This window comes from Paraburkholderia sp. BCC1884 (genome assembly GCF_900996225.1).
In the GTDB taxonomy this organism is placed as follows: domain Bacteria; phylum Pseudomonadota; class Gammaproteobacteria; order Burkholderiales; family Burkholderiaceae; genus Paraburkholderia.
In genome coordinates this window covers 1,225,880-1,243,118 of sequence record NZ_CAAJGL010000068.1, presented here as the reverse complement: position 1 = coordinate 1,243,118, position 17,239 = coordinate 1,225,880, and the positions used below count along the sequence as shown (strand labels likewise).

Annotated in this window: 18 protein-coding genes; 9 read left to right on the top strand and 9 right to left on the bottom strand. The window is 60.0% G+C overall.

Going from position 1 to position 17,239, the window contains the following annotated elements; all coding sequences use genetic code 11:
• Nucleotide 1: 1 nt before the first annotated feature.
• The 5 genes from FQ705_RS12410 to FQ705_RS12390 form a co-directional block, all read right to left on the bottom strand.
• Nucleotides 2-562 carry a hypothetical protein gene (locus tag FQ705_RS12410; RefSeq protein WP_144141152.1) on the bottom strand — a complete coding sequence of 187 codons (561 nt, stop codon included), beginning with the start codon at nt 560-562 and terminating at the stop codon, nt 2-4.
• A gap of 219 nt (nt 563-781) precedes the next feature.
• Nucleotides 782-2,500 carry a hypothetical protein gene (locus FQ705_RS12405; RefSeq protein ID WP_144141150.1) on the bottom strand — a complete coding sequence of 573 codons (1,719 nt, stop codon included), beginning with the start codon at nt 2,498-2,500 and terminating at the stop codon, nt 782-784.
• A gap of 1 nt (nt 2,501) precedes the next feature.
• Nucleotides 2,502-2,981, bottom strand: coding sequence for a hypothetical protein (locus FQ705_RS12400; protein ID WP_144141148.1), 480 nt, complete (start codon nt 2,979-2,981; stop codon nt 2,502-2,504).
• A gap of 759 nt (nt 2,982-3,740) precedes the next feature.
• The gene (locus tag FQ705_RS12395) at nt 3,741-4,049 is read right to left on the bottom strand and encodes a hypothetical protein (RefSeq protein WP_144141147.1); all 309 of its coding nucleotides are present in this window, start codon (nt 4,047-4,049) and stop codon (nt 3,741-3,743) included.
• Nucleotides 4,050-4,972: 923 nt separating this feature from the next.
• Nucleotides 4,973-5,353, bottom strand: a complete 381-nt coding sequence (locus tag FQ705_RS12390) for a hypothetical protein (RefSeq protein ID WP_144141145.1) — start codon at nt 5,351-5,353, stop codon at nt 4,973-4,975.
• A 162-nt stretch (nt 5,354-5,515) separates the two neighbouring features.
• Here FQ705_RS12390 and FQ705_RS12385 point away from each other — a divergent pair, with 162 nt between their 5' ends.
• The 4 genes from FQ705_RS12385 to FQ705_RS12370 all read left to right on the top strand — a co-directional run bounded on the left by FQ705_RS12385 (nt 5,516) and on the right by FQ705_RS12370 (nt 7,443).
• Nucleotides 5,516-6,034, top strand: coding sequence for a hypothetical protein (locus FQ705_RS12385; protein ID WP_144141143.1), 519 nt, complete (start codon nt 5,516-5,518; stop codon nt 6,032-6,034).
• Nucleotides 6,031-6,297 (top strand): hypothetical protein, encoded by a 267-nt coding sequence (locus FQ705_RS12380; RefSeq protein WP_144141141.1) that lies wholly within the window; start codon nt 6,031-6,033, stop codon nt 6,295-6,297. The genes FQ705_RS12385 and FQ705_RS12380 overlap by 4 nt, the downstream gene beginning before the upstream one ends.
• 216 nt (nt 6,298-6,513) lie before the next feature.
• Nucleotides 6,514-6,723 (top strand): hypothetical protein, encoded by a 210-nt coding sequence (locus tag FQ705_RS12375; protein WP_144141139.1) that lies wholly within the window; start codon nt 6,514-6,516, stop codon nt 6,721-6,723.
• A gap of 477 nt (nt 6,724-7,200) precedes the next feature.
• Nucleotides 7,201-7,443, top strand: a complete 243-nt coding sequence (locus FQ705_RS12370; RefSeq protein WP_144141137.1) for a hypothetical protein — start codon at nt 7,201-7,203, stop codon at nt 7,441-7,443.
• A 456-nt stretch (nt 7,444-7,899) separates the two neighbouring features.
• Here FQ705_RS12370 and FQ705_RS12365 read toward each other — a convergent pair whose 3' ends face one another.
• Entirely contained in the window at nt 7,900-9,030 is a 1,131-nt protein-coding gene (locus FQ705_RS12365; RefSeq protein WP_144141135.1) for a porin, read from the bottom strand.
• A gap of 498 nt (nt 9,031-9,528) precedes the next feature.
• Here FQ705_RS12365 and hisD point away from each other — a divergent pair, with 498 nt between their 5' ends.
• Genes hisD through FQ705_RS12340 form a run of 5 tightly spaced genes read left to right on the top strand, consistent with a single transcriptional unit; the run spans nt 9,529 to nt 14,237 of the window.
• The gene (gene hisD, locus FQ705_RS12360; RefSeq protein WP_144141133.1) at nt 9,529-10,848 is read left to right on the top strand and encodes a histidinol dehydrogenase; all 1,320 of its coding nucleotides are present in this window, start codon (nt 9,529-9,531) and stop codon (nt 10,846-10,848) included.
• Complete coding sequence (locus FQ705_RS12355) at nt 10,845-11,627, top strand: SDR family NAD(P)-dependent oxidoreductase (RefSeq protein WP_144141131.1); 783 nt, start codon at nt 10,845-10,847, stop codon at nt 11,625-11,627. The genes hisD and FQ705_RS12355 overlap by 4 nt, the downstream gene beginning before the upstream one ends.
• On the top strand, nt 11,624-12,670 hold the full coding sequence (locus FQ705_RS12350; RefSeq protein WP_144141129.1) for a LacI family DNA-binding transcriptional regulator: 1,047 nt from the start codon (nt 11,624-11,626) through the stop codon (nt 12,668-12,670). Before FQ705_RS12355 ends, FQ705_RS12350 begins: the two co-directional genes overlap by 4 nt.
• Nucleotides 12,667-13,446, top strand: a complete 780-nt coding sequence (locus FQ705_RS12345; RefSeq protein ID WP_260854463.1) for an HpcH/HpaI aldolase family protein — start codon at nt 12,667-12,669, stop codon at nt 13,444-13,446. Before FQ705_RS12350 ends, FQ705_RS12345 begins: the two co-directional genes overlap by 4 nt.
• A gap of 38 nt (nt 13,447-13,484) precedes the next feature.
• Nucleotides 13,485-14,237 (top strand): alpha/beta fold hydrolase, encoded by a 753-nt coding sequence (locus tag FQ705_RS12340; RefSeq protein WP_144141127.1) that lies wholly within the window; start codon nt 13,485-13,487, stop codon nt 14,235-14,237.
• 14 nt (nt 14,238-14,251) lie between these two features.
• Here the strand turns inward: FQ705_RS12340 and FQ705_RS12335 are convergent, their stop codons facing one another.
• The 3 genes from FQ705_RS12335 to FQ705_RS34515 form a co-directional block, all read right to left on the bottom strand.
• Nucleotides 14,252-15,676 carry an FGGY family carbohydrate kinase gene (locus tag FQ705_RS12335; protein ID WP_144141125.1) on the bottom strand — a complete coding sequence of 475 codons (1,425 nt, stop codon included), beginning with the start codon at nt 15,674-15,676 and terminating at the stop codon, nt 14,252-14,254.
• Nucleotides 15,677-15,745: 69 nt separating this feature from the next.
• Nucleotides 15,746-17,011, bottom strand: coding sequence for an NAD(P)/FAD-dependent oxidoreductase (locus tag FQ705_RS12330; protein ID WP_144141123.1), 1,266 nt, complete (start codon nt 17,009-17,011; stop codon nt 15,746-15,748).
• A complete protein-coding gene (locus FQ705_RS34515; RefSeq protein ID WP_260854462.1) occupies nt 17,004-17,189 on the bottom strand; it encodes a (2Fe-2S)-binding protein in 186 nt (61 codons plus the stop codon). The genes FQ705_RS12330 and FQ705_RS34515 overlap by 8 nt, the downstream gene beginning before the upstream one ends.
• Nucleotides 17,190-17,239: the final 50 nt, after the last annotated feature.

Genomic DNA, 17,239 nt, shown 5'->3' with positions numbered 1-17,239 from the left:
GTTATGCAAGAATTTTTCGGCGGCGTTGCGCAGAACCAGCGCTATTTCCGTAATTCGAGGGAGCGCCGACAGCAAGCGCCCTGTCACCTTCCACGACAGTTGCAGCCGCTGCGGTCGCCTGATAATGAAGCAGGCTGCTGTTCCGAATGGTGCTGGCCAAGTGACCTGAGCGGTCATGCTTCGCGCTATCTTCCAGTGCCTGCTGGGCAGTCTGGGCGTATTGCCCGACCTGTTTCTGGAGACTTTCTCTCAGCTCATCCGCGAAGACAGGCAATGCTGCCAATCGATACACTGTAGCGAGCTTCTGGCGTGCATCGAGCATGGCCCTTGCGAGCGTCGTCGTATCGCCACCAAGCCGCAGCGCACGCGACATGCCGTCCGCAATACGCTTTAACCGCGAATCAACCGCTTCGCTGACTCTTCTCGCGAAAAGCGGAGCGACACCGCCGGTCCAACTAAGCGACCCGATACTCATCGCGTCGATCGCTTCGTCATCATTGGTGCCAGCCTCAAACGTGTCCAGGCAGACCGACCAATCAGCATAGGTCACTGGAGTTTTCATGGCAGTGTCGGCTCGATTACTTTACACGGCGTACAAACGGCGTCGCGGGCAGCAGATCCCACTCCGGAAATGCTCCGGCTAACGCCTCATGAAACGAACGCTCCGACATGAGCCGCTCCGTAGACTGCGTGGTTGACGTCGGTTGAGCTGCCGGTTGGTTTTGCGTGGGCGAGTCGCTGGATTCACTCAAAAATTGGCGGTTCATCGTAATATTTCCTGTCAGGCTGCAGAGATAACGCGACGGACGTTGTCGTGGGACGCGAGAATATGTTGGTCAGGCGAAATTGAATCTATGAAATTCGTAACCTCGACAGCAATTGCGTCTCGCCGCGCATGCTCGCGGCGCCACTCGACGAGTTCAGCCAGGCAAGCCTTCAATGCCTGCTCGCACTGCTCTTTCTTTTTCGCGGCTTCTTCGGCGACCCGCACCTTGGCTTTCGCAATTTTCTGTTTCTCCGCGAAGAACCACCCGATGGAAGCAACACCAATCAGCGCAAGGAACCAGCCCGCAGAAATAGAACAGACGATCATGAGAACGCCGAATGCAATCGCTGCCCATTGCTTGAATCCGATCTTCAGCTTTGCCAACGCCGCATCGCGCTCGGCATCCAGGTGAGCGCCGAGTTTTCCAACCAGTTCTTCCTCGTTCTCCCCGCTGCGGGTCGAGCCTGTCCATCCTTCAATAGACAAGGCGACATCGGATGGAACACGTGCACGGAAAGAGGCCGTCAAGTCATCATGGGCATCCCGAATCCAAGTGCGGGACAAAGCAGTGGCATATCGCTGCGTTGCACGCGTTGCCTTGCTCAACTGCGGATTCATCGCCGCATTGGTTAGCAACTGGGTGAAACTCACACGCTCGTCCAATATCGTCGTTTCCAACGCCTGTTTGCGCTGTGCAGCGTCCCAATCACCTGATTTCTCGATGATCAGCTGGTTGAGGCGGTCTTCGCGACGCAAAGGCAACTCCTCGTCATCGAAGTTCTTCACCAATGAATCAAGAAGATCATCAACTGCGGCTTCGATGTTGCGTGCCGGCGTCAACGCGCCGTCAAATATGCCAACAAAATGATCACGAACGACTTCGTGAAGCGTCGCCTCGTTAAGTGAATGGTTTAACGCAGACCATGTCGGGCTGAAACGCGCAAGATGCCGGTAACGCTGAGAGTTGTCGTTTTCCGGAAGTTTCGTGAGCAGGCCATCGCTCCATTGATGGCGTTGCGCTTCCACAAAGCCGACCTCTGCTGACAGCTCTTCGACCCACGATTCGACGCGTCGTGTGCACTGCAGACGAACCTCCCCGCCAAAGATGCCGCTAGCGAGCGCGTCAACAAGAATAACGCTTTGCCGGTCAAGGCTTTTCGGGTCTTGCATTCCAAAATAGCGGTCCAGCCAAACCCGGCAAGCACCGCCGCGATCTGCGCGGCGGCTGACGAGAGCAAAGAACAGGGAAGTCTTTTCGTCGTCGCGACGCACAGCTTCTGCCAAAGCTCGCTTCGCCAGGTCGTGCTGGTCGTTCAGCCACGCAGCGAGTGCTACGAGAGCCGGGGCCAACCAGTAGCGCGGCGCCGACAACATCAGGCCTTCGGTCGCAGATTTGATGGTCTCAGCGCGTACAACATTCACATCCGCTGCCTGCAGGATGCCTGTGGCCTGTCGCCGTACTTCCGCGTAGTACCCGTACGTCGTTTCCAGTTCTTGCCGGATCTTGATCTGCCGCGTTTCGGCGAGTGCCAGTTGCTTGGCGCGCAAGTCGGCGGCAACAAACTGCATGAACGCCTGTTCAAGCCGTGCCAGTTCTGACCTTGTGTCAGCAAGCTCAGTCCCAACGCCGTTTACCTGTTGAGACACAGCCTCGATGTCACGATTGAGGCTTCTCAGGCTATTGTTGATAAAAGTAAGGTCTGCCGCCTGAATAATTCGTTCTGTGGTGCTCATTTCATCCCTTGACGATCGAAGTGTCGCCGCTCGACGTAACGGCGATTACCTTATCCAAATAAACTTCAACGAACGCGTACTGGCCATGCATCGCTAACGCGCGCCCTTTTGCCAGCAAAGGCGGCAACGATTCAAAACTTTTGTAGTGCTGGATGATGTTTCCCGCCCGGTCCAGCATATGGACCTCATAAGGCGCCCCGAGATAGCACCTAGATACGATTCCGACCGGTTGCTGATCGATGGCGATGTCGGGAAACTCTTCCGTGATTGCGGCGACCAGTGCTTCGACTGCCTGTCGATTATGGGTGTGGCCACCTGCATCAAGTCGCCCGATAGCTTCAAGGTACGCAGTGGAGCGCTTGGCTCGAAGTCGTGCATTAATCTGGTCTTGAGACAGACTCGTTGATTGCCTACAGACTGGTCGCAGCAACGTACTCGTCTCAGCAACAGGGGCGCCGGGCGTTAAAAGCTTTCGAATCATGCGAAACCCACCAGAACCGGTAGCACCTTGGGATAGAACGTGCCAAGCATGGGCCACGTACCGGCGGTATTGTGACGAACTGCCTTGACCCCAGACGACTGGGATATGAACTTACGCCTTCGGTGATGGCCGCGCGACGGACCTACAGAGCAGTCGGGGCACTGTGATCCCCTCGACCGCTTGTGACAGGAATTGCCTAACTTAACCACAACGCACCTCGTCTGTTTTTACGCTCGAGGCCAGCACTGACGGTCCTTTTGCGCTCTCGGCTGCTTATTTTTGGCCACTCAAGGTCATTCCGTCGGCGACCTTCACAGGAACGTGGTGACGCGCTTCGCCTGCCAGCACGCCCCATGTCCAGTTTTCTTGCCGACATAACGGCAGCAGCGAGACTTTCTTTAACGCTGGCTTAAATTTTCGGTGGAGCGCCTGCCTGAAGGTCGGCCCAAATCAAACGTCGCCCTACGCATCGATTAAAGATTCTTTTCAATCGGCCGTTATCTGGACACAATATTCAAGCAGCAATGCGGCGGATCTACGATGACGATGGGACGAACTATCTTGGTGGCAGGCATTTCGACCATGCTCTTCCTGTGCGGATGTTCGGCAACCACTGAAAGCCAAAGCGGCAGTCGACCGATTGCTGGGCCTCAGCCTGCCGTTACGGTTGCCACTACGCCTTCGGTTCCTCGCTACGCAGCGCCACCAAAACTGATTGTCACCGAAGCGATAGCCCCGGAAGCAAATGACGTGTACATCTCAGCGGCCACCAACTGCGACGTCGTGTTCCTGGGCGGTAGCACTTATGTGTGGGCAACGGGGCCGGACGGCCGACGCCATCGTCATTTCTATGGTCACGGCGACAGGCGACAAGAAGTGTTTCACCGTCGCGAGAACCTTCGGTCGATCGTTGTACACCATCCGGCACTGTCTCGGCAGCGCTACGCCAGGCAGGGCTTCGGCCGCCAGCATGCCGATGGGTACCACGCACAGCATCAACGTGCCAGAAATCGGGCAGGATGTGATCATCAGCTTAAAAATAGCTTTGTCGTTAACGGTCAGGCGCACTATGGCGGTTCCAAGTACGAGGTAGGACACAAGCCAGAACAGGCGATGCGCGATGTCGCCGTGGCTCGTAAGAGTCCACGCCCTGCCCCTAGCGTCTAGCTGGCGCCGGCCCGACCAATAGCGCTCCGGTGGTCGTTACTTCGAGGAGCCCCCCGTAATTCTTCTGAAGCCGGTCGGCCTCCGAGCAACTTCTACTCGAACAATCAACCAGGTCACCGTTTGCATTAACGTGCACAAATCTGCTCACGCAGATTGTCGTCGCAGGGCGAACGGTTGTCCCTGCTGAGGGATGCGGCGCATGCGCCAGCACCATGGAGTACCTTTCGCACTCCGGCGCGGCTTGCCGCGTCGGGTGGCGAGCCACTGCCCGCGCACCACGCCTCTATACGCTGCGTGAACGCGGCGCTAGGCAGCCACACGCGAATCTCCTGCTATCCCTGCAGGTAGCTCGAGGGCGTGATGACCACCGCGCACTGGAACACGAATAACCGTGTCGGTGCCTGGCAGGCGTTCAGTCAACTGCTGTCCGCGACGGGCAATCACGCCCGCCGCGGCAGCATGCACACTCCAACCCCGTCGCGCTGCGTATTTCACCGCACCGATGGTCGACGTATAGGCCGGGTAATTCAGCATCAGTTCGACACCTGCCCTGATGGGGGGCGACAATGAGTACGTCCGGTGTACCGACATTCATCTTGGCCGGTAGTGGGGAGTCAGAGGCGTCGGTTTCCGTTACCGCAAGATGATCAACATTGAAATCGATCCTGACGACGCCATACTGCGCATCCAGCGTGACGCGGCGCGCCGGCGCGAGGTCGAACGAGACGGATGCCCGCCAGTGGCGTCCGTCCAATGCAGACACCAGGTTAGTGCGACATTCGCGTGTAGGGCCTCGTTCAGCGCCCCACGGTCGTGATCGAATGTCACGTCGCTGAGACGAGGTAATTGCGCTCACCTTTGTTGTGCGGGCAGTCCGGCACCCGCACCTTGAGCTGGTAATGATCGTCGTCAGGTTTGTGGAGCTGGCACAGCTGGTTACCCGCCGTCTCGTCCTTCGAGCCGACGAAGAAGACCTGATGTGAGCGGCTGTCCTGCCAGGCACCCAACCATGCATCATGGTTTCTGAACCCCGACAGTGCGAGGCGATGCCACTGGGCAAACAGCTTGCGCGTGCCAAAGCAGATGCCTGGCACATTGGCAGCGAGCCGACGCTCGACCCCGGCCAGCTTCGCCCGCAGTCGGGCCAGCGCCGCGCCGTTGTGATGCACGGTGTGACGCAGCTTCGCCTCGCGTTGGGGGTGCATGCGCAGGCGGTCGGCCGCAATCTCGGCAAGAAGCTCCCGTCGGGTATCGAGCTGGCCCTGCAGCCTGGGCCCTACTTTCGCCTCACAAGGGAGAAGTTCTGCCCTCCCGTTTCATCCAGCTTGGCGCCCGATAAGCCTAGCCCCATCCCTGAAGCGTTACCTGTGAAAACCCTGACGTCGCAGGACGCGACATTGGCATGGGAGGATGTCCGGGTGAAAATTAGCGCGCCGCTGGCCGCCGGCAGTTCGCCAGACTGCCACACGCCGACGGGTGACGAAAATGAAGTCGGCACATGCGTCGGCATCGTACCGGGAGAAAGTCCCGCTGTATGGAAAATTAGTACGGTGACGCAGCGGGACCGATTTGTGCCCGTTCGGTGGTTCATCGATGCGAGAAAAGACATACGGAAAAGCATGTCGCCCGACCAACTGGCTGCCCGGATCAAAGCCGACGGCGTGCTTACGTCTTCGATCTCACTCGATAACCCAACAAATATCGACATCCCACTCTTGAACGATGAAATTGCCATCGTGGGACAGGCGGCGTATCGCCCCAGCCAAGGCGTACCGACGATCCCAAGGACTAGCGTATTGGCGTACGTCTGGCAGCCAACCGCCCTACTCAGCTTTTCTACTGCGCGGCGGAGCGGGACGCCGCAATCGGTGATGCAAATCGCATGATCGCGTCGATCCACAAGATGAACCCGTCAACCGAATTGCCTCGCGGCTCGATTCAAGCCATTGAGCGAACCGCCTACCAGAGACATCTGAAAAAGAATGGCGGCGCCGCAGCCAATCCAACTTTGGTCAGCGACGAAATAGGATATTTTGCGGCAACCAGGAACGACTGCCAAAGCTACGACCCAATTTCCCAGGAGCGTTTTGTGTGCTACGAGCAGCATGCCAAGGCACGGGTCGATCAACTGTCAGCACTTTCCGACTAACGAAGACGGTCTACAGTTCTGAGTGTGCTCAAACGCAAGCCACCTCCGGTCACGTACTCGGTAGCGGCTGCTGGAATCCACGATTTTTCGAAAAAACTCTGCAGACCGCTACGCTGGCGTTAAGCATGCCACTAATCAATTTGATACCATCCCAAAGCCAGTGGCCGTCTGGCAATTCAACAGCAACCTTCCAGGTCGCAAAAAAAGGAGAGATTTGTGGCAAACAACAGCCTTTTTATCAATGAGAGTGCACAAGGTAGATTCACCGTCGAACCAGCGCACAGCAACACTCCACTGCACACGGCGAACACTCAAGCAGATGCAATTGCATGGGCAAAGAAAAATCATCCGGATAAGCCATTGCATGTCGCGCGCGTTCGCCACTTGAACGACAAGAACAAGCCTGATCATTGGCGCAAGGTCTAACCGCATGCATGGCAGCGCGGCATGTGGTTTTGCCGCGCTGCAGCGCCATCACTAAACCGCGCGCTAGCACGAATTCCGAAGTGCATCTCTTCTCAAATTGGACAACACTGAACCAAGCGCCTTTCATGGCAAGTGCCAGTCTTGAAACGTTATAGCTAGCAGCACAGCACCATCCCTCATCGATCGTCGACGCGGCCAGGACTCTGAAGAGCCGCAGACTGACAGATTGGGCGCATGGAAAACAGGCCGAATTCAGCATCAAGCCAACAAAGTCACTTGAAAGCTCATCCATGCCGCATTCTCAACAAGTCTCTATGCACTACGCTCTCCGGTAACTTGTTCCAGTGTCGCTTCGGATACCAATCGGGGCCTCAAGCTGATCATGACACGCCTCCAAGAAAGCGCGATTCCAATGTTCCCGAGAGCTCTCCGCGAACAGACCGATAAACGGTTATGTGTAACACTTGATCACCTCGGATGGATCAGAACCCGGCCTCAAAAACTTTCTTTTCACCGGATAGGAAGAAGACCGGCTCGATACCTTTGGCACTCTCCAGATCGAGAGGAACCTATCCCGGCCCGCAAACGCCGCACCTCGGCCTTCCTGAAGTAGGATGGATCTTAAAACTGCGTCGCGCCCTTCGAATCCACATACTCGACTTTTTTTCACCCTTGCGCAGCAAGCCCAATGCGTCCTTCAACCGCGTTGATGTCATCTGAAACGACGTAGTCCTTTCTATAGAGATATCGCTAGTATCGGCCCGGGCTAGCAGTTCCGAGACAATGCCCATGCGCGATTCAGTAAAGTGGCCACTAACACGTTTGCGCAATATCCCGCCATCTGCGTCAGCCGACCGCCATCCACATTCCCCGGGTACCCATCCAAGCGTCGCAGCAGTAAAGCAGCGCGGACCTCGCCCAGAATACTTCAATGAAGACCGCGTGATATCCGAGCCACACAAATTGTTGCGTGGCGCGACATCCACTATCTCGACGTCGGAGGTACGAGCGCACGGTCAGGCGTCACTAGACGGCCATCAACGCGAGACGCTCACCGATTGTCCGATGGCAGTAATGCGTGGACGAGAATCTCTGTAAAAAATAACGTCATCGACCGCCTTCTCGTGCACTAAGCCCTCCTCGTCGCCGTCTTGCGTCTCGTTGCACGACAGCAGGTCACCAGACGTGTCTTATTGCCGCCCGCACAGCCGTCTGATTGCGCGTGGTCGACGGGGTAAAACTGTAGCCAATTACCGCGTCCACGCCTTCCGATGCGCGCATCCAGTCGACCGATGTGTACAGTTCAGTCCGCTTCGACAACTGATAGTGGGTCGCCAATGCAACTTCATGCCAATGGTGTCCCTCGAACATAGTGTATTGATAGGCCGAGATGAAAGACAGCGACGGCGTCCACTGATAGCGCACGCCAGGCTCGAAGACTTTCATCGACGACGAACGGCCGAACCCGTGAAACGTGGTATCGCTGAAGTCGCCGGCCATGATCAGATTGCCCAACGTATAAGACGCGCCGATGCCGAAAATCGACTGGTAGTCGATTGCGAACGGCGTCGTGGCGTGCAGATCGGTAACCGCTCCGGTTGCCGGATTCACGGTCGCCACAGTCTGGCCAAGCATCGAGGTGACACCCATTTGCGCGTACGGATCGATGGCCGCCAGCCCTTGCGGTGAATTCAGTCTCGTATAGTTCCCACCTGCTGCAAAGCCACCCGCCTGATATGAGGCGCCTGCACTCCATGCGCTGCCACTATGGAAATCTCCCGGCTGGTTGCTGAACGAGTACATTCCGCCCACCACCAGTCCGTGATAACTATTGCTGACGAACTTGATCGCATTCTGCAGACGGGCGCCGCCCTGGCGGTCAAAGTTGCCAAGGTGTACGCCGTATCCGCTCGCGTAAGCGCTGGTATTGAACAAAGCGGTGAAATCAAGCGCGAAGTCGTATTGAAGCCCGAGCGTCACCGTACCCCATGAATTACCTAGCCCGACATAGGCCTGCCGACCGAAGAGTGCCCCGCCCTGATTCAGTTGGCCCGTGCCAAGGCGAAAACCGTTCTCCAGTTTGAAAACAGCTTTGTTGCCGCCACCGAGATCTTCGTTGCCAGTAAAGCCGAGTTCATTCGGTTGATACGCGCCGTCGGCGAACTGGTATGCATGCGAGCCACCCGTGTTGCTCAAAAAATTAATCCCTGCATCCGTCGCGCCGTACAACGTCACGCTCGACTGCGCGAACGCCTCGCCTTGAACCAACGCCAACATCGTCCAGACCAGCCACGTCTTACCTTTCATTTCTCTCGCTCCTGTTCAGTTTGTTTCGTATGTTTTCGCAGTAGTCACAGGTCGATCCGCACACGGACGGTCGTTCCAGCACCGACATCGTTCGCGTGCGTTACGCCGCTCGAATCGGTAAGTACTGCAAATCGACAACCTCGGCAGCCCTCGGTCACGAAAAAAACGCTAGCCGCCCCCCCATGATCCGGACGTCGCGGGCCACCGTTCGGTGGTCGACTTCGATTACCGTTCGGTCAGCGTATTTCTGACCAAAAATATGGTCAAGCCTTCTTAATAAACATTTTTCATGACCGAACGGGCATATTCGGACTATCCTAGTCGTGCGAACAGATGCAAATTGGGAGAAACCCGGGAGAGATAGCGCTGGGCAGCTACGTCTAGCGTTCGCGCCGGCGGAATCGCGCTTCCTCGGGTTAACGCTGATTTGCATACGTATGCAACGAACAGAAATTGCGGTGCATCTTCAACACCCACCGTTTTCAACAGGAACAATCGATGATCAGGTATCTCAAGCAAGGTCGCGCCGCCGCGGCGAAAACCGACGACGATGCAAAGGTTCGCGTTACCGTCGAGGGCATCATTCACGACATCGAGACGCGCGGCGACGAAGCCGTTCGCGACTACAGCCGCAAATTCGACAACTGGGACCCGGCCGACTTCCGGTTGTCGCGCGCAGAGATCGAAGCAGCGCGTAAACAGCTGACGCCGCGCGAAATCGAGGACATCGCGTTCGCCCAGCACCAGGTCCGCAACTTCGCGCAGATCCAACGCGACTCGATGCGCGATGTCGAAGTCGAGACATTCCCCGGTGTGGTGCTCGGCCATCGCCACGTGCCGATGAACGCCGTGGGCTGCTATATCCCGGGCGGCAAATATCCGTTGCTGGCCTCCGCGCACATGAGCGTGCTGACAGCGAAGGTGGCGGGCGTTCCGCGAGTGGTCTCGACGGCGCCGCCGTATCAGGGCAAGCCGCATCCGGCCATCGTCACTGCAATGGACATGGCGGGCGCCGACGAGATTCTCGTGCTCGGGGGCGTGCAGGCGGTGGTCGCGATGGCGGTCGGGACACCGAGCGTCGCGCCAGTCGACATGTTGGTCGGCCCCGGCAACATGTTCGTCGCTGAAGCCAAGCGGCAGTTGTATGGCCGGGTCGGCATCGATCTGTTCGCGGGTCCGACCGAAACACTCGTGATCGCCGACGAAAGCGTGGACGGCGAACTGTGCGCGGTCGACTTGCTGGGTCAGGCCGAACACGGTCCGACCTCGCCCGCGGTGCTGCTCACCATTAGCGAAAAGCTTGCGCGCGACACGCTGGCCGAAATCGAACGTCAGCTCAAAGTGCTGCCCACCGCTGCGGTGGCCGCGCAGAGCTGGGCCGACTACGGCGAGGTGATCGTCTGCGACACGTACGAAGAAATGCTCGAGGTGGCCGATAGTATTGCGTCGGAGCATGTCCAGGTGATGACGCGCGAACCGGATTACTTCCTAGAAAACATGACCAATTACGGCGCGCTCTTCCTCGGCCCGCGCACGAACGTCGCGTTCGGCGACAAGGTGATCGGCACGAACCACACGTTGCCGACCAATCGCAACGCCCGATATACGGGCGGCCTGTGGGTCGGCAAGTTCCTGAAGACCTGCACCTATCAGCGCGTGCTAACCGACGAGGCCAGCGCGACGATGGGCGAATATTGCTCGCGCCTGTGCCACATGGAGAATTTTGCGGGCCACGGCGAGCAGGCGAATATTCGCGTACGCCGCTACGGTAACCGCCCGGACCTGACGTGGTATCGGCCGGTCGAGGCGCGGTCGTGACAGCGCTGCCGCCAGGGCCGAATTTTCGTGTAGACGGCCGGCGCGCACTCGTGACCGGCGGCAGCAGCGGCATCGGACTCGCGGCCGCTGTCGCACTCGCGCGCGCTGGCGCACGAGTAACGATTGTCGGGCGCCGTACCGCAGCGCTCACTGAAGCCTGCGCTGTGCTGCAGGCTGAAGGCCTCGCTTGCGATTCGCAGGTACTTGACGTGACCAATTCGAAAGCCGTCGAAGCCGCGTTCGATACCCGTCTCGACACAGAAGGCGTGCCGTTCGAAATCCTCGTCAACAGCGCGGGCATGAACCGCCCGAAGCCGCTCGTCGAACTCGACGACCTGGACATCGACGACGTGCTGGAACTCAACGTCAAGGCTGCGTTTTACGTCGCTCGTGCGTTTGCGCGGCGGCTGGTGGTTAGCGGGCGTACAGGCTCAATTATCAACATTTCATCGCAGATGGGGCACGTCGGTAGTCCGCGGCGAACGCTCTACTGCGCGAGCAAGCATGCACTCGAAGGCATGACGAAGGCGCTCGCATGGGAACTTGGCAAAGCCTCTATTCGCGTGAACACGCTCTGCCCTACCTTCATTGAAACACCGATGACCGCAGGTATGTTCGACGCGCCGGGCTTCAGACAGTGGGTCGAGGAACGCATTGCGCTGGGACGCGTCGGCAGGATGGATGAGGTGATGGGTGCGGTTGTATTTCTCGCCAGCGACGCATCGAGTCTCATGACGGGCAGCGCATTGATGCTCGACGGCGGCTGGAGCGCCGCATGAAAGCGTCTGTTCGTGCCCAAGATGTTGCGTCGCTCGCGGGCGTGTCACAGTCCGCAGTAAGCCGCACTTTCACACCTGGCGCGAGCGTGTCCGAGGACACGCGCCGCAAAGTGTTGGCTGCGGCGCAGCAACTCGGCTACCGGCCGAACGCGCTGGCGCGCAGCCTGATCACGAGGCGCAGCCGCATCGTCGCGCTGGTGATGAGCTACCTTGAGAACCAGTTCTATCCGCTCGTCATCGAGCGGCTCTCGCAGCAATTGCAGCGAGAGGGGTACCACGTTCTGATGTTCATCGCCGACATGGACGAAGCCGCCGATGGGGTGCTTGCCGAAATACTTGAGTACCAGGTCGACGGCATCATCATGGCTTCGACCATGCTGTCCCCGACGCTCGCAAGCAGTTGCGCGGCGGTCGGCGTTCCCGTCGTGCAGTTCAATCGTATTTCATCGCTGGAAGGATCGCCCCGCCACACGGTGAGCGCGGTGACCAGCGACAACCACCGCGGCGGCGAACTCGCCGCTATGCTCTTACTCGAGCGCGGCTACCGTCACATCGCATTTTTGGCAGGCCTCGAAGCTTCGTCCACTAGCATCGCACGCGAGCGTGGCTTCGCCGAGACGCTCGCAGCGCATGGGCTCGGGCTCACCGCGCGTGAGACCGGCCACTACGACTTCGCCGAAGCGCAGGCGGCCACACGCCGGCTGTTCAGGCAGCCGCAGCAACCCGACGCGCTATTTGCCGCCAACGACCACATGGCCATCGCGGCGCTCGATGTGATCCGCGGTGAACTGCAACTGCGCGTGCCGGGGGACGTCGCCGTGATTGGTTTCGACGACGTCCCCCAATCTTCGTGGGGCGCCTACGACTTGACAAGTGTCCGCCAAGACCTGGAATCGATGGTTACAGCGACGGTTTCGCTGATGTGCGAACAGATGCAAGGCGCCTTCGCGCCGCGCAACATTGTCATTCCGTGCGAACTCGTCGAGCGTTCGACAGTACGCCCCCGCATCGATCATTTGCCACTCACTGGAGCTTCGTTTTGACTGCTGCTCAGATGCCCATCGACACCCGCCTGCCCGACATGTTGCGCAGCGGACGCCGCCTGCGCGGCGTATTCAACTCGCTTTCAAGCCCAGCGATCGTCGAAATGTGCGCGTATGCCGGATTCGACTTCGTCATCATCGACAACGAACATGGTAGCTCCGACTTCGGCGTGACCGAACACATGCTTCGAGCGGCACGTGCAAGTGGCATAGTGCCAGTGATCCGCTGTTTCGAGCACGACCTACCGCGTTTTCTCGACATGGGGGCGAGCGCGGTGCAGGTTCCGATGGTCGAAACCGCCGCGCAGGCTTGCCGCCTCGTCGACTCCGTCCGCTATCCACCGATCGGCCGTCGCGGCTGCGCGTTCAGTCCGCGCGCGGCGGGCTATGGCGCGTTCACCAGCGGCCATACGCAACGGAGCGACGAAGGCATCGCGCTGATCGCGATGATCGAAACACCCACGGCTATCGCAAACGCTCGCGAGATTGCCGAGGTGGACGGCGTCGACGCGGTCTTCGTCGGCCCGAACGATCTCGCGCACGCGATGGGCCACGGCAGCAAGTGGAACGCGCCCGAAGTGCATGCTGCAATTGTCGAAGCGTTGTCCGCCATCACCGCGGCAGGAAAATGCGCCGGCATCGTCGCGCTGAGCGCCGACGACGAAGATCGATATGCGGCACTGGGCGCGCGCTACTTTGCGAATGTGACCACTAGTCTGATCACCCGCGCATTCGCCGAAGCGGCGCGCGGGCAGTCGCAGAGCATCCGTTATTGAACGTCGCGGCAAGGCCGTGACCCGTCTGTGAATCTCTGATGGCCAACTCACCCTCTTCGACCGTCAACGCCGCTCAGGATTGTGCGACGCTGACGCCACTCGTTCTGCTCGGCGGCACGTTATGCGATCGAGCGCTATGGACGCCCATGCTCGACGCCGATCCGGCGCTGAGCGCGACCGCGTTGCCCAAGTCGTACGCGGGTCATAGAAACGCAGCCGCCGCGGCTCGCGCACTGTTGCGTCAGTTACCCCCAAGGGTCGCGGTGCTTGGTTTTTCGCTGGGCGGTTTCGTCGCACTGGAACTGGCCGCGCAAGCACCTGAGCGCGTCGCAGGTCTTGCACTGGTGGCCAGCAATGCGCGGGCAGATGCACCCGACAATGCTCCTCTTCGCCGCGCGACCGTCGACGCCGCACGCGAAGCCGGACTCGCACACTTTGTCGCAACGACGTTATGGCCTCAGTACGTCGCGTCGTATCGCCGTGACGATGCCGCGCTAGCCGCAACGATCGGCGAAATGGCAGCGCGGGTCGGCCTGGAAGGATTCGCAGATCAGGTGGAAATAGCAATTACGCGTGCGGACAGCCGTCCGCGACTTCCCAAATTCAGCGTGCCGACACTAATCGTCAGCGGCGACGAAGACGCACTGAATCCCGAGGATCGGCAGCGTGAACTCGCAGACGGTTTGCCGAACTCACAATGGCACGTCTGCGCACGTACTGGGCATTTCGTGCCACTCGAAGCGCCTGCACAACTGGGTCACGCGGTCCGAAATTGGCTAGCTCGACTCTAAGGAAAGCGCAGTGCCTAGCGCCAGCGCTTGGCACGGTTCACTGCGTCGGTAAAACGTGTCCGCCATTCGCGAACCATAGCCGCCGGCCGGCGCGGTTCGAACAGCAGCGTGTCGCTGTCGTGATCAGGCAACGTGCCGTCGCGGCCGCACAGGCCTCGTGCGGCGAGCGCTGCGCAGCCGTAGGCCGTCAACTCGTGGAACGAGCGCGTGACGATCGTCCGTTCCAGCACGTCGGCGAGAAATTGCACGAAGTACCCGTTGCGCGCGAGACCACCGTCTATCGACAGGCGATCCGTCACGCCGACGTGCTCACGCATCGCATCGATCACGTCCGCGGCGCTCATCGCGATGCCCTCCAGCATCGACTGGCACAATTCGGCTCGGGTCGTGGCGCCCGTCATGCCGAGCCACAGCGCGCCCGCGCTGCGGTCCCAATGGGGACATGCGAGTCCTGAAAACGCCGGCACGAAGGCCAGCTCGCGCGAAATCGCGGGCGGCGCATCGAAACGTTCGATCTCGGACAGATCGCCGAACAGCCCCAGCCGGGATGCCCATTCGATCGTGGAACTTGCATCATAGACGCCGCCGTCGACCGCATAAGTCACCTCGTCGTCGATCTGCCAGGCCACGGTGGGCAACAGGCCGTCGTCCGGCACGCGGACGATCTGCGAACCGGTCAGCGCAAGCGCGAAAGCGCCGGTGCCGAACGTGATCTTCGCGTCGCCCGTGCGACGGCAGCCATGTCCATACAGCGCTGCCTGCTGATCGACGACGGCGGCCGTTACTGGCGTCGCGCCGATGTGGCCGAACTCGCCGACTGTCGCGCGAATCGGCGGAAGGCATTCGACCGGCACACCGAACAAACGGCACAGCTCCTCATCCCATTCGCTGGTCGCGAGATTCATCAGCGACGTGCGCGATGCGGTGGTGATATCGGTGGCGCACTGTCCGGTCAGGCGATCGAGAAACCAGGCGTCAGTTGTGCCGAGCCGCAAGCTTCCGGAGGCGAGACTTGCCCGCACGCGTTCGTTGTGGCGCAAAAGCCAGCCGAACTTGGACGCCGAAAAGTAAGCGTCGAGCGGTAAGCCGGCGCGTTCAAGCGTGAGCGTCTGCGCATCGAGTGCCCGCAGTTCGTCGATCCATGCTTCCGTGCGCCGATCCTGCCACACGATCACATCGGATAACGGCTCGCCCGTGTGCGCGTCCCACGCGAGACAGCTTTCGCCCTGATTGTCGAGGCCGATGGCGTCAACGGTGCCAGCAGCATCGATGCATGCGCGAACGTTCGCCAGCAGTTCGAGCGCGGAGTGCTCGACCCAGCCCGCCTTCACATGGCGCTGCTGGTGACGGACCGCATGCGCGATCGCCACCTCGCCGTCTTCGTCCGCGACCAGCACCCTCGTGCTGGTCGTGCCCTGATCGATTGCTGCAATCCGCATGGTATCCCTCAGTTCCTCATTCTCTGTGCCAGCTTTGCGGCCTTTGTCGCCACACGATGTATACGGTCGTCAGGCTCCCGGCCTTATCGCGACGCGCAGCGTGCCACTGGTTGCCGGAATTTCCAAATGCCGCAGCGGAATGAGCAGTCTGCGCTCGGGCAGCGCCAAGACCTGTTTCTCCCACAATACATGCCCGCCCGCCGTTAGTTCCAATGTGCCTTTGATCTGCTTTGCGACACGCACTTGCAGATGCTCGAGACCTTGCGGCACGTGCGGCACATCCCGCGGAAGCTGCGTAAGCGGGACGACGAGGCGCTGCGGCATCACCAGCCTGATGCCTTCCGCGCGCTCCACGCTCACGCTGGCAAGTGCCTCGGCCATGTGTCCATGCAGATCGGCGGCCACGCTCCGGCCGATTCGCTGACCTTCGCGAAACGACCAGCCGGCGGTCTCAAGCGGCCGCAACAGATTGCCGGCTGCGAAGTACGACGGGTCGGAGCAGCGCCCATACTGATCGACGACGGGTCCGCCCGTGCCCGGATCGAGCAGCAGATGGCTGCCGCGCACCAGCGCTGCTTCAGGCGTGAACTTCCCCGTGAACAGCACACCGTCGCAATCGATACGACGAACCGCGCCGTCCGGCCCACGCAAACGCACCCCTTCTACGCGACCGTTTCCTTCGATATGGTCCAGTTCCGTTTCATACCACAGCGGAACGCCGAAGAGGCGCGGCAACAGTGTGAACGCTCGCCGCGTAGTGGGCCGCGTGCCGGCTTCGACGATACCGACCGGCCTGATTCCCGCCTTGAAACAGGTCAACACAGCCGAAATCGCAACCAGTTCTGTCCCGACAATCAGCGGACGGCGAAACGGCATCGATTTGCGTAGATAGACGAACGACTGAAGCGCTCCCGTGTTGATCACGCCGACAGGCCGGTCGCCAGACACGAGCCGTGCCGAGCGCGGCGATTCTCGCACGCCGGTGGCGAGAATCACTCGCTCCGCGCTGAGCGACGTGCGGCCGCCGGCGTCGGCAAGTTGCACGCGCCCGCCCGGCTCCAGCCGCGTGACGGTCGTGCCCACGCGAACCGTCACGCCCTGTTCTTTCGCCAGCGTCGCGAGACGCGCGGCATAGACCGGCCCACTGTAGATGCGGCCGAACTCCCGCATCCCGAACGGCGGATGTCCACAGTGCCGCGGCACGCCGCCCAGCACGGCTTCCCGTTCGACGATCGTCACCCGTTGTACGCCCTGGCTGCGCAACGCGACCGCCGCCCCAATGCCCGCGGGACCACCGCCGATCACCAGTACATCCATATCCATGTTGTTACTCATTGACCGCTCCCACCGTCAGCGGAGTAGCAAGTCGGGTCGCAGTGAGTTCAGCGACTCGCGCGCTGCAATAGAAGCCCTGGCAGCGCCCCATGCATGCCCGGGTGCGGCGCTTCAGGCCGCCCAGATCGCCGGCGGGCACCACGCCCGACAGCGCCGCCTCGATTTCGCGGCGAGTCACGAGTTCGCAATGACAGACGATTTCGTTGTCGCCCGGACGCTCCCAATCGC